This is a genomic window from Photobacterium sp. DNB23_23_1 (assembly GCF_052873815.1).
In genome coordinates this window covers 1-26,414 of sequence record NZ_JBNNXT010000056.1, presented here as the reverse complement: position 1 = coordinate 26,414, position 26,414 = coordinate 1, and the positions used below count along the sequence as shown (strand labels likewise).

General features: G+C 41.5%; 21 protein-coding genes and 2 pseudogenes. 12 read left to right on the top strand and 11 right to left on the bottom strand.

The features are described from left to right. The first annotated feature begins 212 nt into the window (after window positions 1–212). The 6 genes and pseudogenes from ACVA53_RS23005 (at window position 213) to ACVA53_RS22980 (ending at window position 7,613) form a co-directional block, all read left to right on the top strand. On the top strand, window positions 213–1,283 hold the full coding sequence (locus tag ACVA53_RS23005) for a LacI family DNA-binding transcriptional regulator (RefSeq protein WP_446506389.1): 1,071 nt from the start codon (window positions 213–215) through the stop codon (window positions 1,281–1,283). A gap of 264 nt (window positions 1,284–1,547) precedes the next feature. Continuing rightward, on the top strand, window positions 1,548–2,879 hold the full coding sequence (locus ACVA53_RS23000; RefSeq protein WP_446506388.1) for a PTS sugar transporter subunit IIC: 1,332 nt from the start codon (window positions 1,548–1,550) through the stop codon (window positions 2,877–2,879). 9 nt (window positions 2,880–2,888) lie between these two features. Next, window positions 2,889–4,295: a sulfatase family protein gene (locus tag ACVA53_RS22995; RefSeq protein WP_446506387.1), complete on the top strand. Its 1,407-nt coding sequence runs from the start codon at window positions 2,889–2,891 to the stop codon at window positions 4,293–4,295. Window positions 4,296–4,414: 119 nt separating this feature from the next. Continuing rightward, window positions 4,415–5,773: a carbohydrate porin gene (locus ACVA53_RS22990; RefSeq protein WP_446506386.1), complete on the top strand. Its 1,359-nt coding sequence runs from the start codon at window positions 4,415–4,417 to the stop codon at window positions 5,771–5,773. Window positions 5,774–5,901: 128 nt separating this feature from the next. Then, window positions 5,902–7,068, top strand: a complete 1,167-nt coding sequence (locus ACVA53_RS22985) for a glycoside hydrolase family 26 protein (protein ID WP_446506385.1) — start codon at window positions 5,902–5,904, stop codon at window positions 7,066–7,068. An 83-nt stretch (window positions 7,069–7,151) separates the two neighbouring features. Then, window positions 7,152–7,613, top strand: a pseudogene (locus ACVA53_RS22980) (transposase). Between the two features lie 319 nt (window positions 7,614–7,932). Here the strand turns inward: ACVA53_RS22980 and ACVA53_RS22975 are convergent. The 8 genes from ACVA53_RS22975 to ACVA53_RS22940 all read right to left on the bottom strand — a co-directional run bounded on the left by ACVA53_RS22975 (window position 7,933) and on the right by ACVA53_RS22940 (window position 16,953). Next, window positions 7,933–8,694, bottom strand: coding sequence for a DeoR/GlpR family DNA-binding transcription regulator (locus ACVA53_RS22975; RefSeq protein ID WP_446506384.1), 762 nt, complete (start codon window positions 8,692–8,694; stop codon window positions 7,933–7,935). Window positions 8,695–8,747: 53 nt separating this feature from the next. Next, window positions 8,748–9,146 carry a VOC family protein gene (locus ACVA53_RS22970; protein WP_446506383.1) on the bottom strand — a complete coding sequence of 133 codons (399 nt, stop codon included), beginning with the start codon at window positions 9,144–9,146 and terminating at the stop codon, window positions 8,748–8,750. Continuing rightward, the gene (fucP, locus tag ACVA53_RS22965) at window positions 9,146–10,480 is read right to left on the bottom strand and encodes an L-fucose:H+ symporter permease (RefSeq protein ID WP_446506382.1); all 1,335 of its coding nucleotides are present in this window, start codon (window positions 10,478–10,480) and stop codon (window positions 9,146–9,148) included. The genes ACVA53_RS22970 and fucP overlap by 1 nt, the downstream gene beginning before the upstream one ends. Beyond that, window positions 10,473–12,005 (bottom strand): xylulokinase, encoded by a 1,533-nt coding sequence (locus ACVA53_RS22960; protein WP_446506381.1) that lies wholly within the window; start codon window positions 12,003–12,005, stop codon window positions 10,473–10,475. The genes fucP and ACVA53_RS22960 overlap by 8 nt, the downstream gene beginning before the upstream one ends. Before the next feature lie 102 nt (window positions 12,006–12,107). Next, window positions 12,108–12,815 carry a deoxyribose-phosphate aldolase gene (gene deoC / locus ACVA53_RS22955; RefSeq protein ID WP_446506380.1) on the bottom strand — a complete coding sequence of 236 codons (708 nt, stop codon included), beginning with the start codon at window positions 12,813–12,815 and terminating at the stop codon, window positions 12,108–12,110. A gap of 701 nt (window positions 12,816–13,516) precedes the next feature. After that, entirely contained in the window at window positions 13,517–14,719 is a 1,203-nt protein-coding gene (manA, locus tag ACVA53_RS22950; RefSeq protein ID WP_446506379.1) for a mannose-6-phosphate isomerase, class I, read from the bottom strand. Between the two features lie 58 nt (window positions 14,720–14,777). Further along, the gene (locus ACVA53_RS22945; RefSeq protein ID WP_446506378.1) at window positions 14,778–16,073 is read right to left on the bottom strand and encodes an anaerobic sulfatase maturase; all 1,296 of its coding nucleotides are present in this window, start codon (window positions 16,071–16,073) and stop codon (window positions 14,778–14,780) included. Between the two features lie 82 nt (window positions 16,074–16,155). Beyond that, entirely contained in the window at window positions 16,156–16,953 is a 798-nt protein-coding gene (locus ACVA53_RS22940) for a sulfite exporter TauE/SafE family protein (protein ID WP_446506377.1), read from the bottom strand. A 279-nt stretch (window positions 16,954–17,232) separates the two neighbouring features. On the opposite strand from ACVA53_RS22940, the gene ACVA53_RS22935 reads away from it, so the two are divergent. From ACVA53_RS22935 to ACVA53_RS22915, 5 genes are all read left to right on the top strand, one after another. Then, a complete protein-coding gene (locus ACVA53_RS22935) occupies window positions 17,233–18,771 on the top strand; it encodes a PTS transporter subunit EIIC (protein WP_446506376.1) in 1,539 nt (512 codons plus the stop codon). A gap of 68 nt (window positions 18,772–18,839) precedes the next feature. Continuing rightward, on the top strand, window positions 18,840–20,600 hold the full coding sequence (locus ACVA53_RS22930; RefSeq protein ID WP_446506375.1) for a sulfatase: 1,761 nt from the start codon (window positions 18,840–18,842) through the stop codon (window positions 20,598–20,600). After that, window positions 20,600–21,445 carry an aldose epimerase family protein gene (locus tag ACVA53_RS22925; protein WP_446506374.1) on the top strand — a complete coding sequence of 282 codons (846 nt, stop codon included), beginning with the start codon at window positions 20,600–20,602 and terminating at the stop codon, window positions 21,443–21,445. The genes ACVA53_RS22930 and ACVA53_RS22925 overlap by 1 nt, the downstream gene beginning before the upstream one ends. A 415-nt stretch (window positions 21,446–21,860) precedes the next feature. Continuing rightward, window positions 21,861–22,418: a hypothetical protein gene (locus tag ACVA53_RS22920; RefSeq protein ID WP_446506373.1), complete on the top strand. Its 558-nt coding sequence runs from the start codon at window positions 21,861–21,863 to the stop codon at window positions 22,416–22,418. Further along, window positions 22,415–22,726: a PTS fructose transporter subunit IIB gene (locus ACVA53_RS22915; protein WP_446506372.1), complete on the top strand. Its 312-nt coding sequence runs from the start codon at window positions 22,415–22,417 to the stop codon at window positions 22,724–22,726. Before ACVA53_RS22920 ends, ACVA53_RS22915 begins: the two co-directional genes overlap by 4 nt. A 75-nt stretch (window positions 22,727–22,801) precedes the next feature. On the opposite strand, the pseudogene ACVA53_RS22910 reads toward ACVA53_RS22915, so the two are convergent. The 3 genes and pseudogenes from ACVA53_RS22910 to ACVA53_RS22900 all read right to left on the bottom strand — a co-directional run. Continuing rightward, window positions 22,802–22,873: pseudogene (locus ACVA53_RS22910) on the bottom strand (IS200/IS605 family transposase); the annotation flags it as partial. 151 nt (window positions 22,874–23,024) lie between these two features. Beyond that, on the bottom strand, window positions 23,025–23,891 hold the full coding sequence (locus ACVA53_RS22905; RefSeq protein ID WP_446506371.1) for a hypothetical protein: 867 nt from the start codon (window positions 23,889–23,891) through the stop codon (window positions 23,025–23,027). 137 nt (window positions 23,892–24,028) lie between these two features. After that, window positions 24,029–24,970 (bottom strand): alcohol dehydrogenase catalytic domain-containing protein, encoded by a 942-nt coding sequence (locus ACVA53_RS22900; RefSeq protein ID WP_446506370.1) that lies wholly within the window; start codon window positions 24,968–24,970, stop codon window positions 24,029–24,031. Between the two features lie 326 nt (window positions 24,971–25,296). On the opposite strand from ACVA53_RS22900, the gene ACVA53_RS22895 reads away from it, so the two are divergent. Continuing rightward, window positions 25,297–26,148 (top strand): MurR/RpiR family transcriptional regulator, encoded by an 852-nt coding sequence (locus tag ACVA53_RS22895; protein ID WP_446506369.1) that lies wholly within the window; start codon window positions 25,297–25,299, stop codon window positions 26,146–26,148. Window positions 26,149–26,414 lie beyond the last annotated feature (266 nt).

Here is a 26,414-nt window from a genome sequence, read left to right as displayed (position 1 = left end):
CACACTATTTTTGTTACGATCTAACGCAAGATTAATGTTTAATCCTTTACATGCGATGTTTAAGCCAATGATTTTATGGTTTTTTTATTTAACCCATCTTTTTCTTTTTTTGATATAATATGAAAAAACATAACGCAGTTCATGAAATCAAGCAGACACAGAGTGGGGGCCGTGGGCCAGTTAGGCAGCAACGGGATAAAGAAAGGAAAAGTATGACCACAATTACTGATGTATCGGCAATGGCCAATGTCTCGAAGGCGACGGTTTCGCGGGTATTCAGCGGCAATGCGAAAGTCAAAGAGGAAACAAGGCAGGCTGTACTCAAGGCTGCACGTACCTTGGGCTATAACCCGGAGCAGACCAACGCGCTGCTCTCTGAACGAGCCAGTTCCGCCAGTGCGACGGTAACCAAGCAGGGGACGCTGGGCATTATTGTTTCACAGATGTCATCATCAAGCTTTGGTCAGTTCTACAATACTGCCCAGCAGTATGCCCACTCGCAAGGTCTCCAGTTGCAACTATTCAATAGTTGCAACAATACCTTTCAGGAAAAGTCCTACCTTGCGATGCTAGTAGACAGTGGCTGCGAAACTATTGTATTGATTGAGCCTAGCCTAAAAACCAGTGACATTGATGATTTTTCATTTAATAACAGTAACTTGTTTACCTTTAGTGCCAAAGAAAAGTTAAGCCAATTTTCATTCGGTTACGATCATGCTGGAGCTTGTACCTCGGCCTGTAACTTCTTGATGGCCCACAAGCACTCAGATATAGCCCTGATCCCGGGAACAGGTTCCAATGCCATTCCTTATATCGAAGGGTTCAAACATGGCCATGAAAGGCGCTCTCTGCCATTCAATGCCCAGCTGATTATCGACAATATTGAAGATGGTGCTGCCGCGGCTACAGAATTGTGTAGTTTTTTAGGCGATTTCAGTGCTGTTATCACAGCCACGGATCAAATGGCAGCTGAAGTCATGGCCACGCTGCGCCAGTTTGGCTATGAAATCCCCAAAGATATTTCAGTGATCAGCCTTGAGGGCTCTGAGCTCGCCCAGTACACCTTTCCTCGGCTAACAGCAGTTGAGATGCCACTGTCATCAATGGCAGAGGAGATGATTGATATCTGTATCGAGCAGACCAAATCAGGCAGTGATTGGAACCAGGCAGAGCTGAAAAGGTTAACTGGAAAGTTAGTTGTCAGGGAGTCCGTTGCCAAATTCCGTCCAAGCAGCAACTGGGATCTCGATACCCTACCTCGCACCTTGCACGGGAAAAATTAGCGTTTCATTTTATGAAACTCACCTTTGTGACTTTCTCCTTCGCCGATCCTGACGGCGAAGGCCTACCAGCCAAGTACTAATAGGCATCCCCCGATAAATAGGCCCTTCATAAGCGATGGAATTTTCTCCCATCAACTCCAATCACTTTTTGTACTTGATCACAAACAATGAAAATCCATGAAAAAACAGTTTCATTGTTTCATTCAACTGTATTAGCATGCTCCACATTGACCTAAAACATAAAAATCAACGTGAAGTGAAATCATGAAAATACTCGAAAACTTATTTAACAAGCATGGCGCCAAGATCAACGCCTTTGCGAATAACAAATATGTCTCCTCTGTCCGGGATACATTTATCAGCACCTTACCGCTGATCATGCCAGCATCTTTCTTTATCCTGTTCACCCAGCTCGCGTTAAATAACCTGTTTGGTTTGCCGACTTTCCTTGGCAAAGAACACGGGCTAGTCACCTATCTCACCGACGTATCTCAAGTATTGGTTGATGGTACTCTGAATATGTTCGCCCTATTTGCCTGTTTTAAACTGGCATCACTGCTCGCAATGAAAGAAGGCAAAGATCCTATCGCTACCGGCCTAGTAGCACTGGCAGCCTTCTTCATCATGACACCAGACTTCTCTATTGCCTATGCCAGTTCGCGTGGGCTGTTTTCTGCAGTTCTGATAGCCATCATGGCAACAAGGCTATTCCATGCCCTGGCCGCCAGTGACAGGCTGAAGATCAAAATGCCGGATCAAGTACCACCAGCGGTTGCAAAGTCTTTTGCCGAGCTACTTCCTGCCACCCTTACACTTTCAATGTTTGCCGCTTTCTCTGGTGTTTTTGCTATCTACAACACCTCAATGCCAGACATGATCACCTTGTTGATCCAAGCGCCACTATCTAACGTTGCTGGTAATGTTTGGGGGATCCTAACGCTGGACGTTATCCAGAACATGCTTTGGATCTTCGGTATCCACGGTGGTGCTGTACTTGGCGGCGTGCGTTCACTCCTGTTTGGTCCTATGCAAGATGACAACCTACGAGCAGTTGCGGAAGGCTCAGCCATGTGGGATCTTCCGCATGATGTAACTTGGCTGTCATACGATCTTTACGCCAACATCGGTGGTGCTGGTGCTTCCCTAGCCCTTGTCATTGCTATTCTAATGGTGTCGCGTCGTGTCCATTATCGTACTGTAGCCAAAATTGCCATCATCCCATGTATTTTTAACATCTGTGAAACCGCAGTTTTCGGCCTGCCAATCATCCTTAACCCATTGTTTGCCATACCATTTGTAGTTGCACCAACTCTAATGCTGGGCTTTGCAAGTTTCATGACCTACATCGGTTTCGTTCCACCGCTGGGTATTCTGGTACCTTGGACTACCCCAGTTGGTTTCGGAGCTTTCCTCGCATCAGGTGGTGCATGGCAGGCCTTCGTTGTCGCAATAGGCTGCCTAGCTATCGGCATCATGGTTTACCTTCCATTTGTCCGCTACGCCAATAAGGTGGCCGAGCCGGGTGAACTGATTGATGAAAAACAAGAAGAACCTGAACTAAACGCCAACATTGCCGCTTCCGAAAGCAAAGCCTAAGGGAAAAGGATGATGATCAAACGACCAAATATCTTGCTTATCTTTACCGATCAGCAGCGCAAGGACTCTCTAGGCTGTTATGGCAATGAGATTGCCGTAACCCCGAATATCGATTGGCTTGGTAACCATGGGGCAAAGTTTGAAAAGTTTTTCACCCAAAGTCCTATCTGTGGCCCAAGCCGGGTTTCCCTGCTGACGGGTCGCTACTGCAGTTCTCACGGTATCGGCACTAACGGTCCGGTTGTACCTGAGGATCTGTTAACTATCCAACACCGCCTGAAGCCTTATGGATATAAAACGGCAAATTTTGGCAAGTTGCACTTCTTGCCGCACTCATTCCGTGACCACCGTGAGCACCACCCAGATTATGGGTTTGACGAGCGCGTGATTTCCGATGAACCAGGCTGTTATGACGATCCATACACCAAGTGGGTCGAACAAGTCTCCCCTGAGAGCCTTGAAGCAGTGCGAACTGGCCTACCTTCTCAGGCCAAGCGCTTTGGCAAGCCTGAATATAGTGACCGCAAGCGCGATCCTGAAACTCCATTCGTTTTCGAAGCCGATGAACACCTGACCCACTCAGGTTTTGTCACCGAGTTAACCAAGGACTTTTTCGAACGTCACCAGAATGACAATAACCCATTCTTCTGTATTGCGGGCTACTACGCGCCTCATGCACCGGTTAACCCGCCACGCAGGTTCCTTGACCTGTATAATGCAGAAGATATGCCGTTACCGGTGACTGGCAATGAAGAGCAGGTGATGGATAAGCTTAAAGGGATCAGCAACGAAGAGTGGCAAGAGATCAGGCGCTATTACATGGCCCTTGTCAGCCATGTTGATGACTGCGTTGGTCAGTTGACGAACAAGCTCAAGGAGACAGGCCAGTACGACGATACCATTATTGTCTTTGTCAGCGATCACGGTGAGTACATTGGTGATCATGGTCGGGTGCAAAAGGGCATGCCGGGTGAAGATGTCATTACCAACGTGCCATTCATTATTCACTACCCGAAAAAGCTCAAGGGACAATCTTATTCGCAATTAGTGGAAAGTGTTGACTGGTTGCCGACCATGCTGGATTTGGCTGGTATTCCTATCCCAAAAGAAATTCAGGGGCAATCGCTGCTACCTTTAATGCGGGGCCAGACAGACCAACACAAGTCATTGATTCTGACTGAGCAGTTTGAACCCAACGGCATGCGTCAGGTATCAATCAGGGACGAAAGCCACCGCTATTACTGTGATAGCGAAGGCAAGGAGTTATTGTTTGATCTCAATAAGGATCCGCATGAGATAAACAACCTTATTAACGATACCGGCTATCGGGATATCCTGTCAGCCATGCGGTTCAAAATGATTGTCAAAATCCAGCAAGCTGCCTACCCGAACGTCGAAAAAATCTTCGCGTACTAATAACAAACCATAAATTTAAGAGTGGTGGCCACCACCACTCTATTTAAACCTTGATGCGAACCTGACGTAGGTATTCGCACGCCTAAACACAACTTTTAAATAACAACATAGTGAAGCAAATGAATAGATCTAAATTAAAACTGTGCTCTGCCCTTGTTCTATTTTCCCTGTCAAATAACGCGCTTGCCGAAAGCGCCATTGAAGTGGGTGATTTTAATTTCCATGGTTATGTCAAAAGTGGCACCTTATGGAATGACCAAGGTATGGGCAGTGATAGTTTCCGTCTGACCGATATGGGCCGCTACCGCCTGGGTAATGAAAATGAAACCAAAGTTGACCTATCACCGGATCTAATGTTCAACCACACAAGCGGTGCATGGGCGAGAACCAAAGTTCGCTTCCAAAGTGAAACCCGCAATACCTCTGACTGGGCAGCTGATACCAGCACCTTTGTCACCCGAGAAGCCTTTGCTGAAATCGGTGGCCTACCTCAACTTCCTGATTCCATGCTTTTCTGGGCCGGTAAGCGCTACATGAAAAACCGCTCCTCGCACATTCTTGACTGGGATTACCACCAGGCCAATGGTACTGGCGGCGGTGTTTGGGGTATCCCGCTGACCGATAACGTTTTGATGGATCTTGATTTGGTTTCATGGGGCAAAGAAGGTTACACCAAAGATCCAATCGAGGGAGTGGGCTACGCCGATACTCTTATTTTCAAACCACGATTTGAATTTATCCTCAGTGACATAGATTCAGTCAAAGTAGAGGCCTTCTGGATGAACCTTGGCCACAACCCGATCAGGGAATGTGACGAAGGATATATCTGCAGTCCGGAGGCTGCTGATGATGGGTTTGCTGTCACCGTTGCTTACGACAGAGCTGGCGGCTTCATGGGCTTTGGTGATACGGGCTATACCGAGTTTGTTGTCCAGTACGGCACAGGAATGGGCGCTGGTACCAATATGAGTAAGTTTGGCTGGGGCGAGGCAAACTACAAAGACCAATCATCATACCGCTTTACCCTCTCGGGCATCTCGGAGTTTGATAACTGGGCAATCCAGCCTGTTGCCATCTACCACAATGATGATGATTTCACCCAAGCCGGCGGCGAAAGGGTTTGGTGGACAGTCGGTGCGAGGCCTTCATACCACTTCAACGAGTACTTCTCGCTGCAATTTGAGGCTGGTTATGAACACCTTAAGCAAAACAACACCACCCAAGAGACCAATAATGGTGCCAATGGCGGTATGACCAAGTTGACAATAGCACCAACCCTTCACCTCGAGGAAGGCTACTGGGCTCGTCCTCAACTACGTGTTTTTGCAACCTATGCCAAGTGGGATGAGTCACTCAAGAACATCAACACCGGCAAGCATGGTTACTCCGGAGATCAAGGCTTTGGACCGGGCGGCGCTTCATACGCAGGCAAGACCGAAGGATTCAACTTCGGAATCCAGGCCGAGGTTTGGTTCTAAGTCTCAGCTTTATATAGTCACCTTTAAATAGTGTAAAAATCAATAAAAACAACCCCTTTGGCATCGAGGTCACTTTGAACCAAGATTGCCAAAGGGCTTATCGCGATAACTTAAAGTAAGGAAATAATATGAAACATGGATTTTTAGTATTTTCGATACTCGCAGCAATACCTTTAGCAGCAGCGGCAGATCCGAGCCTTACTAATCCTAATGCGACTTCAGAGACAAAGGCACTCTATCATAATTTAGCCAAACTCGGCGATCAGGTGTTATTCGGACATGAGGACTCGCTGGCGTACGGTACGAAATGGTGGGGCTATAATGAGGATGGTTCAATCCATTCAGACATTAAAGCGGTAACTGGATCTTTCCCCGCTGTCTTTGGGGCTGATATCGGCGGCATTGGTTTAGGACATGACAAGAACCTTGATGGTGTTAAATTCAGCGATTACGTCAATTACATCAAAGAAACGTTCAAAATGGGAGGTGTGAATACTATCTCCTGGCATATGTATAGCCCTGTCGACCAAAGTAACTCCTGGTCAAAGATACCTTATGTACAGACCCTAATTCCTGATGGTGAACACCACAACCAATTAACCGCTTACTTGGATGCCTTTATCGCGTTCAACGAAACGCTGAAACTAACGGTGGATGAAAGTGAAATTTGGATACCCGTGATTTTCAGGCCTTGGCATGAGCATAACGGGGATTGGTTTTGGTGGGGCAAAGGACACACCTCTGAACAAGATTATATCGCTTTGTGGCAATACACCGTTGATTACCTGAATAACAACGAACAAAATAACTTAATTTATGCCTTTTCCCCCGATCGTTCACGTATAGATATGGCTAACTTTGAACAGTCTTACCAATACGGTTATCCAGGCGATAATTATATCGACATTATTGGCTATGATAACTACTGGGATTTAGGCCACCCAGCCAACCAAACATCGGTAGATGAACAACAAGCCCTTTTTGTCGAAGGTCTCGCCAACCTGACCGAATTAGCTGAATCTAAAGGAAAAATATCAGCTTTGTCTGAAGCAGGTCAAGAAGGTGTCTGGCAAGAAAACTTTTGGACCGAACGATTTGCTGCAGGCATTTTTGCCAGTGATAAAACATCAAGAGTTGCTTATGCCTTGGTTTGGCGTAACAACAACGAAGAACAAGGCAAGAAAGGGCACTATTACGGCTCTTACCCGGAAGAAGTAAATGCCAATGACTTCGTTGAGTTTTACAATAATCCTAAGACCGTATTTATCAACAATATTCCGGTAATGTATAAATAAGCCTAATTTGGTTCTTTGAATCGCTACTCATTAAATATTCACTTTTGAGTTAGACGAATTCAGTTAAAACAAAACCCTAAGATATGTTGCGACTAATGACTCTAACTCACCTTAATATCGTTGTAGTCAAACTCACACCCGCGAATACTGATGATAGAAAGCCAGTTCGAGAACTATCAAAAGATCTACTCGATAAACTCTACGCTGAAAAGGGCTATATCAGCAAAGTACTTACCGCCGATTTAAAAGAGGAATGGATCACTCTTATTACGACTCACCGTAAAAACATGAAACCCAAAGTACTTGCTGCTTGAGATAGTGCAATGTTATCAAAAAGGTTCATTATCGAAACCATCAATGACCAACTGAAAAACATTTCTCAGATAGAGCATTCTCGCCACCGGAGTCTACACGGCTTCATGCTGAAATTACTTGACGGGTTAATCATCTACTGTCTGAAACCACAAAAGCCATCGCTCAACATCACAAACACAGAAAAATTAGGGTTGATGGCGGTGGTTTCAACCGATCTGAGGTTAGATTAGTAGTTAATGAATAATTACAGGATTGGAAAGTGACTTACCACATTGTTCAGTCTTAATGGAACAGATCAATTACTTTAATACCTTGGCGATGTCCATAGACTGGCTGAAAGAGTTCTTTGAAGTGGTCAGTATGTATGGTGCATTCCCTAAAAAGGGAGTATATGAACACAGCTAGGTGTATTCGTCAAATTGAACGCAATTTTGACTAAGAAACGTTCACAACCTCACCCTGTATCAAAACCTTAAAGAAGCTTTATCTCTCAAAGGTAGTACAGCTTAAGGCAAGAACTCAGTATAATTATGAGCCTGTGAAATGCTGTTAAAAGTCGTCTACAAGAAGTAACTCGATATCGTGCTCTTCAAAGTGCTCAGTATTTTCAGGGAGCCTATCTGCAATCACAATATCTATATCATCAAGCGTTGCGAATCGAGAAAATGCCTTACGTTCAAACTTATCATTATCACAACACATCACAACTTTGTTTGAGCGCTGCACCATCAAGCGCTTGGTTTGAGCGAGTTGAATATCTGCAGCGAATGCTCCCTCACCATTTAGGCTGTTGGTACCCATAAAGGCAATATCAATATTTAGCTCGCGAAGCATGGCTGAATAGTGGTTATGGTAAGTGCAGTGATAGCCTGTTTTTACAAAGCCACCTAAGAGAAAGACTTGAATATAAGGAGAAAGCTCTAACAGCTTTGCGATGTCAAAATCGTTGGTCACCACGGTAAGCCCACGATGGTCTTGGATGTGTTTTGCGATGTGATAGGTTGTAGTACCCGTATCTAAAAGCACCGTTTGATAGTCTTTTATTAGCTCAGTCGCTTTTTTGCCTATCGCAAGCTTTGCTAGCTCATTGATGCTTTGGCGAGTGTCTGAATCGAGCTCATGATGGGCATCGGTTTTTGCTAGTGCTCCACCATAGGTTTTGATAAGGAGGTCTTTATCTTCCAACGATTTCAAGTCATTACGTATTGTTGCTTGGGTTACGGAGTAAAGTTCAGAAAGCTCTTTGACCGAAACCTTTCCCACTAGATTTAACTGCTTAACAATTAGCCCTTGGCGCTCTTCTGCGAACATACTCTTCCTCAAACAAAATATGGCGGGATAACCCGCCACAACATCTTTATCGCTTACTGAAACTCATCGAACTCAATACGTTCTCTATCTGGGCCTTCAATCATCATATAGGTCACCCCATTTTGCCCGAAAGGCAGAGGCGTTGGACCATCGACCAATGGTATATCAAGTTCTCCTAACAGATTTTGAACCTCTCCTAAGTTTTCCACTTTGATTGCAACATGGTTGATGGCACCTTCTCGCTTGCTCGTAGTTTCACCATATAGTTGATAAAACTCCAATAACACGCCATTTTTTGCGACAAACGCGATGTGGTTTTTACCACCATTTCCACTATCAAGCTGATGACGCTCTAAGATATCGAAACCCAACTTTTGATAGAAATTTACGCTCGTTTCTACATCCTGTACTGGAATGCCAATATGACCGGTGTAACTTTGAATGTTATCCATTACAGACCTCGCTTATTACAGTAGAAACCAAAGTAAGCGATGTAAGCGAAACACACAGCAGGTAGAAGGAAAGCAATCTGCATGTTGCCGCTTAGCGCATCTGAAATCATACCCATTAGAGGTGGGATAACTGCACCGCCACCGATGGTCATTACTACTAGTGAGCCACCAAACTGTGTATCTTTACCTAGACCTTTAATACACAAGCCGTAGTTTGTTGGGAAACATGGCGACATAAACAAGTTACATGCGATAAGAGCAAACAGAGACAGTTCTGATGGATTAATCGCCGCGAACGTAATCAGTACAAAGTTGATGATGCCGTAGATACCAAGCAGCTTTGAAGGTTCTAGTCGCTTCATCATCGCGGTCGCGACAGCTTTACCAAGAGCGTAAAGTACCAAACCTGCCATTAGGTAGTTTGCCGCGCTATGCTCTGTCATGCCTTGATAAATCATTTGAGCGAAACGGATTGTGAATGACCAAATACCTACCTGAGCACCAACGTATAGGAACTGAGACATCAAACCTTTACGGAAGTGAGGGATTTGCATCAAGCGACCAAAAGACTCTTTGATGTCTACCTTTGGTTCATCTTGTACTGTTTCAGGGCGACATGCTGGGAACTTAGTAAAGATAAAGATTGCCGCAATCACTAGCAGGAACACGCCCATGAATAGGTACGGTGTAACCACCTGTTCTACCATTTCATGACGAATAACGTTTGCCGCTTCAGGTGCCATCGCAAGCAGTTCTTCGTGCGAAACGTCTGATTCACTAAACACCAGTTGCTGACCGATGAAAATACCACCGAATACGCCAACAGAGTTAAACACTTGAGAAAAGTTGATGCGTTGTGTCGATGAATCAATTGGACCAAGTAGCGTTGAGTATGTGTTACATGACGTTTCTAGGAATGCTAAACCTGAAGAAACAATCAGTAAGCAGCCAAGGAACGCGCCGTAAGTCATCACATTCGCAGCAGGAATGAATAAGAAACAACCCAAGGCGTAAAGCGCCAAGCCCACAACGATTGCCGTTTTGTAAGAGTATTTCTTCACCACGGTTGCGGCAGGAATCGCAAACGCAAAATAACCAAAGAAGAATACCGATTGAACCAATGCTGATTGGGTGTCTGATAATTCAAAACCTTTACGAAATTGAGGAATCAAAACATCGTTCAAACTGCCCGCGATGCCCCACAGAACAAACACCAAGCAGACCATTAGGAATTTACCCCAAGGAATCGCCGGTAAGTAACAACTGGTATCCAGTTCTAATGCTTCAACGTCTTCATTGGTTTTTGGTGCACCATTAATTGCTGTATTAGCCATATTGTACATCCTTATTCAAATTTTCTGCTAACGAATCAAGCTGATCTAAGCGGTTATAAAAGCGCTGTGAGGAAGTATAAAGATCGTCATACACCTCAAACATGGCTTGATAATGGTCGACCCATTCTGGGATCGGCAGGATTTCTTTATCGAATATGACGACACGTTTCGCCGCTTGCTCAACGGAGTCAAATAAGCCCACACCAACACCACCGAGCATGGCGCAGCCAAGCACACCATTCTCTTCAACATCAGTTTTAACGATGGGAACGTTGTAAGCCGAAGCCTTGATTTTTAACCAAAATTCATCTTTGGCACCGCCACCAGAAGCAATCATTTGTTCAATGTTTCCTGTCTGCTTCACCATCGAATCAAGGTTCTTCTTCGCAGCAAACGCCACCCCCTCCATGGCGGAACGGAACATATCGCCAAGTCGATGTTTTCGAGATAAGCCAAAGAACTGTGCGCGAGAATTTTTGGTTTCAGAATTCCGCTCACCGGTGAGGTATGGCAAGAACAGCAAGCTATTCGAACCAACGGGTGACGCTTTTGCCTTCGTCACCAAGTCTGAATACCCAATCTTGTTCTCTTGCAAAGCAAGGCGAGCCCAGCGCATAGCATCACCGCCTGCATCAAGAATGCTGAACGTGCCCCAAGCAGGGTTCGCTAAGTGCAGGTTATTTAGTAGCAGATCAGCGGTTGGCTTCTCAGACACCACGGTAATCAGGGTGGATGTTCCGGTGCTATCCGATGCTTGACCAGAACGATACACACCAGATCCCAACAAAGTCGCAGCCATATCGGATGTACCAGCGATAACAGGCACGCCTTGTGGAATTAAAGTGTCTTGAGATGCTTGCTCACTTACATGACCAATCACATCGGTAGCTAAGAAAATAGGAGGAAGAATCGATGCTGGGATATTGAATCGCTTCAACATATCCGCATCATACTGACGGCTTGCTTGATCCATCAGATAGAAGCATGAAGCTTCACTGTAGTCCGTGGCAACGTTTCCCGTCAACTTGAAGTTGATGAAGTCCTTAGGCATCAACACTGTGTGTACTCGGCTCCAAACATCAGGTTGATTGTGCTGAACCCAACTCAATTTAAACGCTGGCCATGCCGTGGTTGGTGGGTTGTTTACGACGCTTGCGAGCGCCGCGACATCAAACTGGTTTGTGAAATCGCCTACCAAGCTTTCTGGGCGCTTATCGTTCCACAATATGGCACGGTCATCCGCAAGTTCACCATTTTTATCGAGTAAAACTGTGCCATGCATTTGACCACAAACGGAGACGACTGCGATGTTGCTCACCTTCTCTTTGTGAAGAGACAGCAGTTGTTTCACACAAGTTTGAGCACCTAGCCACCACGATGATGGTTTTTGCTCAGACCAACCTGTTTTCGGTGTGATCTGATCGTGCTCTTGTTGGATTATTTCAATGATACGACCGGATTTTTCAACCAGAGCAGCTCTGGCACTTCCGGTACCAATATCTATAGCTAATACTAAATCTTTCATTTATCGCACCTGTAAGGTAATTATTTTGTTATTTAGGAGGCGATAGAACCACTTATTACAAGGCCATGAGTCGTATCGAAAATACGACTCATGACCTTGTGATTATTCGTGATCTAATTCTGGGAATAGTTCTGGGTTAGCTTCCAATTGCTCTAATACTTCTTTTGTCGTTTTAATGCTGAGACCAAAACGACGCACACCCACTGAATATAATTGTTTGACCAATTCTAATGAGCGAATGCCACCTGATGCTTTGATCGCGATGCGACCTTTTGCTTGATCGGCAATCATTGCGCAGTTTTCTACTGTTGCACCTGTCGGAGTCCAACCAGTTGCGGTTTTCATCCACGCCATACCGGCATCAATCGCAATATCTGTTACTTTGCGAATCTGCTCTTCATTTAAGTAATGTGTTTCTAGAATGGTTTTGATTGGCACCGGATGGGCCGCTTTTACCGCCGCCTTTAGCTCTTGCTCGATGTAGTCGTAGTCACCAGAAAGCACACGACCAACGTTTACAACCATATCCACTTCACGCGCACCGTCTGCTATTAGCTGATGAATTTCAGCCACTTTTGTTGACGTCGCCACACCACCTGAAGGGAAGCCTACTGGACCACCAATCATCACTTCCGGGTAGCCTTCTAGCTCTTCACGCAGAAAAGACGTCCAGTTTGGAAGCACGTGGATGGAAATAATGTTGTACTGTTTTGCTAGCTCGGAACATGCCAAAATATCTTGTTTTGTGTTTTGTGCTTGAACGGCACTTAAGTCAATTAATCTCGCCATGTTGCGACATACACTATTCATTTTTCTTTCCTTTCGGTTATTTGTATTTTGTTGTGTTCAATTAAAAACCAACATCAAAATAAAATAAATCGACGTCAATATTGAACGTGATTTGACTCATAACCCGACTGAGAGCCAAAGAATTAATGTGATATTAATCACTACTTTTTTTGTTTTAGCTTCTCATTTGCACTTAAAACAAAAATAAAAAGAAAACACAAATAAAACCTTGATGTAACAAGGCCTTGAGCCACTAGACCTAAAAAAATCGATGATGGCATCACGTGAGCAACCGCATAAATAGAAACTGAGTTAGTAGAGCTTGCGGATACGACACCTGCAAGTTGAGGGGCTGCCCTCTATCCGCAAGTGTAGCTAGAGATACCGGCATCAATCGAGGAGCAATCACACGCATCTATAATCATCAACGACACACATAGATATTTAAGAAATCAAAAAACCACTTAAAAATTAGTACATTAAAGATGGCTGGATTTATGAAAGAGGCAAATTGAATAGCACCGGAGTAGGAACCTTAGAACTAACTTACTGCTGTGGAATGTTGACTTAGATGAGGCCAAACAAGGCCTCATTGGTTAACTACATGCTTACCTTGTATCCTTAACGAAAAGAACGTATCACTTTCTGAAGCTGACTTTATTTTTCACACCATTCCAAAGGGTTCTCATTAATTATCGAAAGTCAGTCCTGTGATAATTTTTTTAAAATACTCTGGCCAACTTACCCTCGGACGTAACCTTTATATTCCTTGCCATCGCAGGAATAAATACTGATTGTCCTTTCGATATCACCAACTCCTCCCCTTTTATATTACTAAACGTTGCTTTGGCATCAATCGAAAACCAAATTTCGCCACTTTTAAGTTCAATGTTGTAGTGATTAGGCATATCTACGATGGTAAAATTGAAGTCATCAACCGGTACAGGAAAAGATAGCTCTTGGCCTATTTGTTCTGGTTTAATCAAAAGGTTTGACGATTTTAACGCTTCGAATTTACAGCATGTAAGTAACTCATCGATATCGATGTGCTTGGGGGTTAAACCTGCACGTAAGACGTTATCTGAATTAGCCATCACTTCCAACCCTGTCCCCTGTATATAGGCGTGTGGCGTTCCAGCATCTAGGAACATGGCCTCGCCCGGAACCAATTCAACCACATTCAGTATTAACGGCGCCAACAAGCCAATATCCCCTGGATATTGCTCCGAGAGCATTTCGACTAAGTCTGCTAAACTTCCTACATTCGAAGTACTCCAAGCCATGAGGCTATCAAGTAAGGATTGCTTTTCATGCCCGCTGAACGAAAGTACCGTTTTAAATAGTAGACTCAGCCCTTTAGGGGTTTGTGTCTGTTTAAACTGCTTTAACGGTTCTTCAAGTAATTGACTGTTGAGATCAGATAATAATTTAAGAATCTCACCGTTTGTGCGGAAACCATTCATGGCGGTAAATGCTGTCAGAGCGTAAATAATTTCCGGCTTGTGATTAGAATCCTTATATTGGCGATGATCTGCATCTAATGGGATATCTTGCTCATTCTCACGGGCAAACCCTGCCACAGCTTGCGGTTTTGAAGGATGAACCTGAATGGATAACGCTTTACCTGCAGACAGTACCTTAAACAAATAGGGTAATTCACCAAAACTCTGGTACTGTTTATGACCAATTGCTGCTCCCTTATTTTGTTTGACATAGCAATTCAGTGGTAGTTTTTTCCCATCAATAGTGACCTGTGAACTGGCTTTAGGATGAGCTCCCATCCAAATCTCAGCCATTGGTTGATTACTATCGTTAGATATTTCAAAAATATCTGATATAGAACTCCTGCACCCCCAAGGGTAATTCTGAATAATATTGTCAAGAAAAAAAATATCATTTGAAATGTTTTTATTTATATTTTTCATATATCTCACTGTTAAACTGGAACTATCAATAATAATTTACAAGACCATAAGGTACAGGTTATTTTTTACAACATTTTTTATATTTTTTTCCACTATCACATGGACAAGGAGCATTTGGCTTTGTTCCAACTGCTTTCGACTGTAACTCGGCAAGAAAGCTCATAATAGCTGTTACTGGGTATCCAGCATCAAGTAAATTACGCATCTGAGTCAGATAAGGGGCTGCATGTTTAAAAAAAGCCTTATATCCCGAACATAAATAGTTATGTCCTACCATTCCACCACTCGAAATAGAAAATCGATGTTTTGGACACCCGCCATTACAAGCAAATAGAAACTCACAATTCTTACAGTCACTTGTGAGATTTTCTTTTTTACTTTGACCAAATTTAATTGCACTGTCACTATTATTCATTTCTGAAATAGTAACTGATTTAATATTACCTAGTTTATGTTCAGGGTATACAAAATGATCACAATTATACAAGTCACCGTTGGACTCTAAAGCAAATGCATGCCCACATGTTGGAGAAAAAACACAAAGTCCAGAAGGCTGTTGGCACCATGCACCTAAGGCAACATCAAACATCTGAACATAGACATTACCGACATCCCGTCTCACCCAAATATCAAAAATCTCACTCAAAAACTCTCCATATAGTAAGGCTGGTACACTCCAAGGGGTTAATGTTGCAGCACTTTCCCCTGGCATAACCAATTTTAAAGTTGATTCCTTAGGAGTATTTACGATACGGTCTACCAGTGGAATAAATTGGATATAACGAGAGCCAATCGACAATAAAAACTGGTAAACTTCTTTTGCATATTTAACATTATGTTTACCAACGACTGTTAGCGTATTAAACTCCACATGATATTTTTTAAGAATATCAACAGCCGCCATAACTTGGTGGTGTGTGCCCCTACCCGATCGAGTTAGTCTGTATTGATCATGCAATTGCTCAGGACCATCTATTGATAAACCAACTAAAAAATCATTCTTTGCTAAAAACTGCCCCCATGAATCATTTAAAAGAAGGCCGTTCGTTTGAATACTATGATGAATACTTTTTCCATTAGCATATTTATCACAAAGTTGAATAACTTTTTCAAAGAACTCAATCCCCATCAGGGTCGGTTCACCTCCCTGCCAGGAAAACTCAACATTTTCTCCTGATTGGGCTTTAATATGTTGGCTTATATACTCTTCAAGTACTTCATCAGACATTTTCCAGTTTTTATTCCGTTCAGGATAAAGCGCTTCCTTCTCTAAGTAAAAGCAATAGGTGCAATCTATATTACAAATTGAACCAGTCGGCTTTACCATCACATGGCAACCATTAACTTTACTCATAATGACACCTCACTAGAAATAGAACAAACATCTGACGAAAAAATCGCCAATATCAATTCTTTAAATCCAAATAGGACAGAACCTACATTAGGGTTAAACATAACGAAATAAATATTACCAATAACGTTAAACTGTATAACTGATTTTCGCTAAACCGTTCAAGTAACCGTATTGCAATGGGAACACCTAGAAAAGCTCCTGCAGTCATCAGAGCAGCAGTTGCAATGTCACTTTGCCCACCTCGGCTATAATTTAAAGCTGTAATTCCAGACAAAGCCAACGCCATAACAACTGATGAGCCTATAGATTTTTTCAGGTCAATGCCAAGGAGAGAGTTAAACGCAGGTAACAACAGAACACCGCCGCCAACCCCTGTTGAGCCGAGTACTGCACCGCATACACCACCAGCACATACAGCCTTAGCCTTACCACTCTCCGGTTGAGAGTTAGCTGATGAAGATATCGAACTGTTTCGTTTCTTATATAGAGAAAATAAAGAAAGCAGCATAATCCCCACAATTGCTATATCAATAGCTTGGGTGATCTGATGTGAATATTGGTCATGATTATTGAAATACACAACCCATTCAGTAATGAACCATGTTGCCGGAACTGCCCCTAATAACATTAGACCGAGCTTTCTCCACGCAACATTACCAGCTTTAATATGCGAAAAGCCCGCATTTAGCTTAACAAACATTGAGATCAAACTAGCGGTACCAACAGCTGTCACAGTGCCCATACCGAAGAAAAACTGAAGTATAGGTATGATCAACACCCCTCCGCCAACCCCAGTTAAGCCAAGACAAAGACCAATAATTGCTCCCAATACAAGCTTCAAAGCACCATCGAAGCTCAATATGACCCAAAGTAATTCCATACCCTTACTAACCCAATGAAGCCCAAATCAACTGGCAGCATTAAAACACAATGTAGCACTCGCTACAACACGATTTAAAGCGCACACTCGTCTATCAAACCGAAGCTTTAAGGCTGGGCCGGCTTTATGCTATATTATAGAGATAATGCTGAGCGCCCCCTTTGCTGAAAGGCTTAATAAAAGTGTTAAGCTCGTCAAAATATCAAACACAGAATGTAGCAATTGCTACACCTGTGGTTATCATGGCGGTTCTTAACGTGTGTTAAAGGTCTATCTATCATGAAAAAAGAACTGTTTTCAAAAGCACAGAATTTAGGCAAATCCTTTATGTTGCCTATAGCTGTGCTGCCAGCAGCAGGTTTGCTGTTAGGGATCGGCGGGGTATTCTCTAATCCTGTTACGATTCTGACATACCCTTTACTTGATAATACGTTGCTTCAAGCAATATTCGTAATGATGCGAATGTCAGGTGAAATTGTCTTTGCCAATTTAGCACTACTTTTTGCTGTGGGAATCGCAGTAGGGTTGGCTAAAAATGATAAGGGTACAGCAGGCCTTGCTGCTGTTCTTTCATTCCTTATTATGAATGTAACTATCAAGGCACTATTAACTATAACGCATCAATTAGCCTCTACCGATTTGGCAATGCAAGGACAAGCTTCAGTCTTAGGAATAACAACTTTGCAGACTGGCGTTCTTGGCGGTGTATTGTGTGGACTACTAACATCTTACGCCCATGGCCGTTATAACAAGGTAGAACTGCCTATGCTGCTATCCTTTTTTAGCGGCTCAAGGTTTATCCCCATCGTCACCTCGTTTTTCTCTATCTTCCTAGGTATTGCACTGTTTTTCATTTGGCCATATTTCCAAAGTGGTATTACAGGCTTAGGTGCTATTGTTGATAAAACTGGTTATTTAGGCACCTTCTTCTTTGGTATGTCTTTAAAAGGGCTTTTACCTCTTGGTTTACATCACCTTTTCTATATGCCTTTCTGGTTTACCAGTGTCGGTGGTGAAATGGTCGTCAATGGCGAACTCTACCAGGGGGCACAACCAATTTTCTTCGCCCAACTCGCAGACCCAAATACTACCCAGTTTTATGAAGGCGTTTCACGCTTTATGGCAGGACGTTTTGCCGACTTCATGTTCGGCCTACCCGGTGCTGCTCTAGCAATTTACCATTGTGCAAAAGTCGAAAATAGAAACAAAGTAGCAGGTATCTTACTTTCTGGTGCACTGACAGCTTTCGTAACAGGCATCACAGAGCCTTTGGAGTTTATATTTTTATTCGCAGCTCCCCTTTTATATGTAGTTCATGTCATTGGTGTTGGGTTTGCTTTCATGCTCAGCCACATGTTTGAGGTAACTATTGGTCAAACTTTCTCAGGCGGTGTCATTGACTTTATCTTATTTGGTGTCCTTCAAGGTAATGATAAGACAAACTGGATTATGGTATTACCAATAGGGGCGGCGTTGTTCTGCTACTACTACTTTAGCTTCCGTTTCATTATTACCTGGAAGAACCTAAAGACTCCAGGTCGTGAAGATACCAATGAAGTACAAGAAACAATTGAAGGTGAAGAGAAACTCGCGGGAATTGTTGATGCTTTTGGAGGAAAAGGAAATATCTCAGTCCTTGACTGCTGTGCAACCCGACTACGCGTAACTGTAAATGACGCATCACTTGTCAATGAGACCGCGTTTAAGCGATACGGGGCAATCGGTACTGTTGTTAAAGATACTGGGGTACAAGTTGTATTTGGCCCTCAGGTATCAATAATCAAAAACCAACTCAATGACTACTTGAAAGTAGCTTAATTGCATCACCTTATATTCAAGGGGGAGTTTCAATAACGTCCCTCTTTGTTGTTCTTCTGGAGTCCTTTATGAAGTCTGTCGTTTTAATGTTTGACACGTTAACTAAACACCATATTTCAACATATGGTGGCGATGCCATCACACCGAATTTTGAGCGCTTGGCAAAACATAGTGTCCAATTCAACAACTTCTATGTAGGCAGTATGCCTTGTATGCCAGCACGTCGTGAGATGCACACTGGTCGCTATAACTTCCTGCACAGAAGTTGGGGGCCGCTTGAACCTTTTGATTTTTCAATGCCAGAGCATTTATCAAAAAACAAGATCCACACTCACCTAGTAACAGATCATAAGCATTACTGGAGAGATGGCGGTGCCACCTACCATCCTCGATATACAACCTTTGAATTTATCCGCGGTCAAGAAGGCGACTGTTGGAAAGGCCATGTAGAGAAACCACATGTCAATTATGATGGAAAAGAGGAACAAGCCGTCATCAATCGTCGTGTAAAGCGAATGACTCAAGATTTTATCAACCGCGATTATATGAAGTCAGAGCAAGATCATACTCTTACCCGTACAGTTGAAAAAGGACTGGAGTTCATAGATAAAAACGTCAACCAAGATAACTGGTTCCTACAATTAGAGTGCTTTGATCCCCATGAACCGTTCTTTGTACCAGACAAGTACTTGAATATGTACGGATGCAGCCAACAAGACTTCGACGGCTGGATGTATTACAACGCAAACACTGATGCTCCAGAAAAGCAAGCTCTGATAAGGAAATTCTATCAGGCTCTAATTACTATGTGCGATGAATACTTAGGTAAAGTGCTTGATTCTTTTGATGAAAATAACCTTTGGGATGACACCATGTTGATGGTGTGTACTGACCATGGTTTCTTACTTGGTGAGCATGATTGGTGGGGCAAGAACATCATGCCTGTTTACAATGAAATCGCTAACACCCCATTCTACTTATGGGATCCTCGCTATCAACAGAAAGGGGTCGAAAGTAACGCACTCGCCCAAACCATTGATATTGCAGCAACCCTATTGGACTTCTTCGATTTTGACATTCCAAAACAGATGGAAGGCCGCTCAATATCTCAAAGCTTGGTGAGTGGTGAAAATGTAAGAGATTTCGCCCTATTCGGCTACTTTGGAGCACATCTAAACATCACTGATGGCAATCATGTCTATATGCGAGCACCTCGCGAGCGGAAGAATACGCTAAATGAATACACACTGATGCCTACCCATATAGATAGCCGTTTTAATGTTGAAAACCTTGCAAATTCCGAGTTGCACGACGGATTCGAATTTACCTTGGGCGCCAAGATTCTCAAAGTGCCTACGGCCATCAACTATACAAATGCATTTCGATTTGGTGATAAGTTATTCGATTTGAACGTCGATTCGAAACAGAAAAATCCTATCTGTGATCATGAAAAAGCACTCGAATTCTCACAGGCGATTATTCAAGAGTTACAACGAAACGAAGCCCCGTCTGAGCTTTACTCGAGATACTCTCTAGATACAGTGAGTTTAGATAACATTACCCAAGAGTATGAATCATTCACCAAATATCAAAAGAGTCTTTTTGTTGGTATCGAACTAGCACACTACAGTATTGCAGAAGGGCTAGAAGTTATTGTAAATGTCGGTACAGATAGAGATAAGACACTGAGCCAAGTCAATGAGATTTTAAATACATACTCACGACCAGTTGAACAACAAGATGTATTTGACATAGCAAGAACACTTTTCGTTGATGAGCAACTTAAAAGGGCAACCTATCAATTGAATATGGCGATGAGACATGACTAATGGGTGACAGTAACTTACTCACTTTAAAGGCTTTTGGACATCAAGCTCAAATACGAGTCAAAGGTGCAGAACTCATCTCTTTCTCGCATGCGAATTTAAGAAAGAACTGGATATGGCAAGGTTCTGAATGGCCTTGCTCAGCACCAATCCTCTTCCCTATTATTGGTAACCTCAAAAATGGTCACTATAAATATAATGGAAGCAAATACTCTCTGCCAAGGCATGGCTTTGCACGCCACCAAGAATTTCAGGTTGTAGAAAAAACGGACGGTACAGTAACTTTAAGCATCATTGCTACCAACGAGACCAAAAAACATTACCCATTTAACTTCAACCTGAATGTCACTTTCAAACTGAATGCCGATGGGTTAATGGTCAGCTACAAGGTTAAAAACCTATCTAGTGGGAGACTATGGTTCTCGATTGGTTCACATCCAGGGTTCAACATTGACTCAAATACTGAAATTCAGTTTGAATCTATATCACAGCCATTTATCGGAAAAGATGGTTTTACACAACTTAATCAATATGCTGGAATACCTATTACTCAGGGTAGCTTTCAATTAGAGAGTTGGGATTTTTCTCAAGGTGCACTTTACTTTAAAAACCTTCCTGCCCAGAGAGTACATATAAAAGATTCTCTGTATGGAAAGCGAATAATGGAGATCCCATCCACACCATACTTTGCACTATGGAAGGTCCCTAATGCTGATTTTATTTGCTTAGAACCATGGTACGGAATCACTTCTGACGGGAATTTTGAAGATCAAATTGAAGACAAGAGAGGAATAATTTCTCTCGCAGAAAATGAAGAATTCTATACCCATTATAGACTTCTACTATAGTTATAAATAGGTTGGGTTCATTATAATGGACCCAACTAACTCTCCCCTCCCAACCCCCCTAAATAAATTTTAATCTCTATATAAACCGGCTAAATAAATATTACAACTTTAACAAGCTGCAACATGAATAACAAATCACCCTTGATATACAAAGACATATTTTACAATTATAAATCATTCACATCTACATTAAAATGACAAAATAAAATAGAACAACACCTATAAATAATAGTTATCAAAACAATCATTTTAAATAATTTCAAAAACCATTATATATAATATAAAATTAAATCTATCATGTTAATTAATTTACATGGCAACTTACACTGACGTGTCGAAGAGGAAATTTCCGCAGGGAAGCGGTATATACAAATCGAAATAATTATGACCAACCAATATAATACTACATTACAATATGAAAAATGTTCTCCTAGCAAGACTAAAAAATAACATCGAAATTCCAATTATTAAACCAGAAAGCTATAATAATGCAATGTTGTTAGCCGAAACCTTAAACAATAAGGGGGTTTCAATAATTGAAGTTTCAATGCGTGGTTCAGACCCCCTAAAATTACTTTCAGGAATTTCAAAAAAATATCCTAACATATTATTATTAGCCAGTTCAGTATCCTCAACTGAAGAAGCATTAAAAACAAAAGAGTCAGGTGCCAATACTATTATTTCAAGTCACACTGACCATGAAATGATTACCTTTTGCAAAAAAAACGATATAAATTTAATACCAGGCATAATGAATTCAGAGCAAGTCGATAAGGTAACAATAGAAGGATTTAATATAATCAAATTTTTTCCCACTGAAGAATCATGCGGGACTTCATTTTTTATGATATCAGAAAAACTAGTCAGAGCTTTGAAGCTAAAAAGTAAAATAAATAAAAGATACCACAATATTGCTCATTATATTAATGTAAAACTGATTACATGCATTGCCGGTTCATCAACTATATCATGAATATTGTCGCTATCACAGCATGCCAAACTGGTATCGCACATACATATATGGCTGCCCACGCACTTATAAAAGCAGCAAAAAAGAATAACATAAGAATAAAAATTGAAACACAAGGTGCAATGGGAATAGAGAATGAAATTACGAAAGATGATATAAAAAATGCAGACTGTGTGCTTATCGTATCAGATATCCCCATAGAGAATGTATCGAGATTTAAGTCAAATACTACACATAATATACCTATAAAAGAAGTTTTATTTGATGTAAACAAGGTTATTTTAAATTACTGTAAAAAAGCCAACGTCTAAATAAGGTAGCTTTGCATGCCCCACCTAGAAAGGGGCGTTTATTTAGTTCAGCTCTAGCTCTCCCTGTTCTTGACGCTACTTCTTCTCTTGATGATTTACATATCGGCGGATTATTTCTTTATTAATACCAGCGCTATCAACAAATACGTGAGAAGCTTGTTTATTTGTCCTCTTTGACTTCGCGAAAATAAAGAAAACATTTAGTATGGGGCGTACTCCAGGGAAAGCCTCGCTGGATGCTAACCACTTACCAAGGTAGTTGGTTTAGTGATGCATAATTATATAAATAGTGAAAAGATTATACATAAAATAGTGCTACTGCAGCAAGCATACCAATTGCGCCTATGAATTTCTTCTTCCATATTATGTTAGATTGATTAATCTGATGACGTAAAAAAATATAGGCGATAGCAACCCCAATAACTCCTCTTAGTGATTGAATTACATTACCGTAAACTACCCCAGAGAGATTAAACCCAATAACTAAGAAAAACACAGATATAAACCATGCAGATGCAATCCATTTTGTACTAAAAACAACATTGACATTAACCTCATAAAAATTTAAAAAGGGTAAAGTTAATAGACCGCAAAATAAATAATTCATACAAATAGTGATGAGAGATTGCTCAAATACTGAAGCGGCAATAACTTTATGTGACAAAATTGAGATTGCTATATCCGACAAACCGTAACCTAGACAAGTCGCAAATATAAGTAACAATGGTTTAATGCTAACTGTTCCTGATAGAAAAGAAAAATAGCCAGATATAACAACAATAGCTAATATTGAAACCCACTGGATAAAACCATACCCATTATTAAAATATAATATTGAGATCATGGCAAGCGCGGGTATTTTCAATGCTAGAAGTGGGGATACGACTGAAGAATCACTCTCTGTTATCGCACGTATAAGAAAAAACTGTGCCGCAATATATGGTGCATTAACCTTAACTAAATCCCATAATAATCTATAATCAAAATGCTTTGCATACCCCATAGTCAGAGTAATAATTAGAGCTATAATACCCATAAAGGCATGGGTAGCAAGTAGAAGCTTTATACTATCAATCTTTTTATTATATTGATAGTTTTGTGTTAACGCGTAATTAATAGATTGAAATGATGCGCCGATAAAACTAGCCGCTACTCCAACAAGCATTCTTCATTCCTATATTGAATTATTAGGACATTGTTTATATTATTTTCAACTTAGACTGTTTTACTTATTAACCCAATTGGATGAGTCATTAAACTCACAAAATCACGGTCACTACAGAGTAGTGAATATAGCTACATTCAATTCACAACAATAATTGTTTTATTTTTTGTTTCCTTACTATGACTCAAGGCATCAAGCATTAATTCAAACTCAAAAAAATCTGCTGCACTCACCTTTAGCTCACCAGTTCCAACTTTATTGAGTAAAGCTTCACCATTTTTCATTAAAAACTTCCAATCATCATTATCACCAAACTCATGCAAAGCACCTAATGCCACTTCATGATATGAGATTGTACGCGTGAAGGCTGGGTCTATAGGTTTAGCAATTCTATCTTGGATGCACACTATATGTCCGTTCGCTTTTAATAATAAAGACAAATCAGCTGCATTTTGACCACTAACAGCATCATAAATAGCATAGTACTTTGGTAGTATCGTTGAATTATCACGGTATATTTTATTGATACCCAATAATTCAGCTTGTTGTTCGCTTAAACTACTAGAAACAACATCCACAACATAACCAGCAGCAATAAGCAATTGCGTCAAAGTTTTGTTTACCGCGCCGAAACCAGCCACTAACACTTGCTGATTTCTGCTTAAAGGCACTTTTTCAAACGCTTGCCAAGCAGTTAGCATTGGACAAGGTAGCGCAGCAGCTTGCGTATAAGGCATGCAATCAGGGAGCCTCATCAAACGTTCTGGTTTAATGACTGTATATTCAGCAAAGCTACCATCACACTTCAGCGATGTATGATAATTCACACGGAGTCCAATTAGAGCGGGATCAACATCTTCACCTACTTCAACAATTATTCCTGAACCATCAACACCAGGAACGTGGCCTGACCGCCAATTGAGTGGATTTGCCTCTATAAACTTCCAATCAACCGGATTGATACCGACCGCTTTGTTCTCTATTAAGACCTCATGTTTTTCTATCTTCGGTATATCGATTCTCGATATCTCTACAGATTCAGTCGTATTGTTATATAGCCAAGCACGTTGCTTTTCCATGTTTTGCCCTTTTCTTAACATCACCTAGTGATACTTAACACGAGAGTAATAATTACATTGTTATCATTAACCACTGTTCGGCCCACAAACAGGTGAAAATGACATGTCAGATTTAAGCATCATTATTCAAAACCGTCAACACTAAACGTGCTCAATAACGCCCAAACCTTACACAACCCCACAAATGAACACAAATTCCAACATAAACCCAAAAAAATGTGAAATGTTAGATTGAGCAAAGCGCTACAGTGTTGCTTTGTTAGTATTTGATTGGCCTGTTGAGAATAGGTACATTAGCCTTAATGACATGATGAATCGGAATTACAGTGAGCTCTCTAACCATAACTCAACAATTAAAACTTGCTCGAGACAATATGACAAAATCGGAGCTTAAAATTGTCGATCAATTTCTTCGAGATCCCGCTTTAGTCGTCCTTTCATCTGCACGTGAATTTTCAAAACTAGCTGGTGTTAGTGATGCTTCCGTCATCCGCTTCTGCCAAAAATATGGATTCACTGGCTACTCAGAGATGAAAGATCTGCTCAACCAAGAGTTGATAGAAGCGCCAGTGACTAAAGCTGAACCTATAAGTGCAGACATCTATATCGAAGACTCCCTTGAGGAGACCATTGATAAAATTTCAAAAATAGTAAATTGCTCAATTTTAGATACAAAGAAAAGTTTATGCACAACCGATCTAAAGAGTGTAATTGATGCGATCGATCAATCTAAAAGGGTATTCTTCATTGGCCTAGGAGGCTCAGGTTTAACAGCACAAGAAGCACAATATAAGTTTTCACGCATTGGGTTAGATGCAACGGGATTTTTTGAAAAACATGCCATGACCTATAAGATGCAATATACTAATGGTGACGATGTAATTATCGCCATTTCACATTCAGGTGAAAAAAGTGAAATAATTGAAACAGTTAAAACAGTCAAAGAAAACAATGGCTTTTGTGTGGCAGTTTCTAATAATCGGCAATCAACATTAAGCTCAATATGTGACATTACCCTAGATAACTGTAGTCAAGGAGAACTCTATCAAGGAGACTCAATTGGTACAAGGGTTTCTCAAATGTTTATTATCGATATCATCTATACAGAACTTCTAAAACGCAGGTTTACAAGTATTAAGTCATCAAAAATAAGAATAAAAAATAAAATATCGTCTTAATAACTTAATAAAAAACTATCTTTTCCCTAAGAGACCAATATCCATTACTGGTCTCTTTTTGTTTGATGTACTTCAGATTATCTGAACCAGTAATTTTAGACACCTCGTTAAGTGAGTAAAATTACTTAACGAGGTAAACAATGACAAATACTAAAACACGTATCAAGCACACCGAAGAGTTTAAGGAACGGTCGCGGTAGGAATGGCAGTTACCTGCCACCCCCCGCGCAGATCCGGACGTGCGCTACTAACGCATCCGGCTCCTA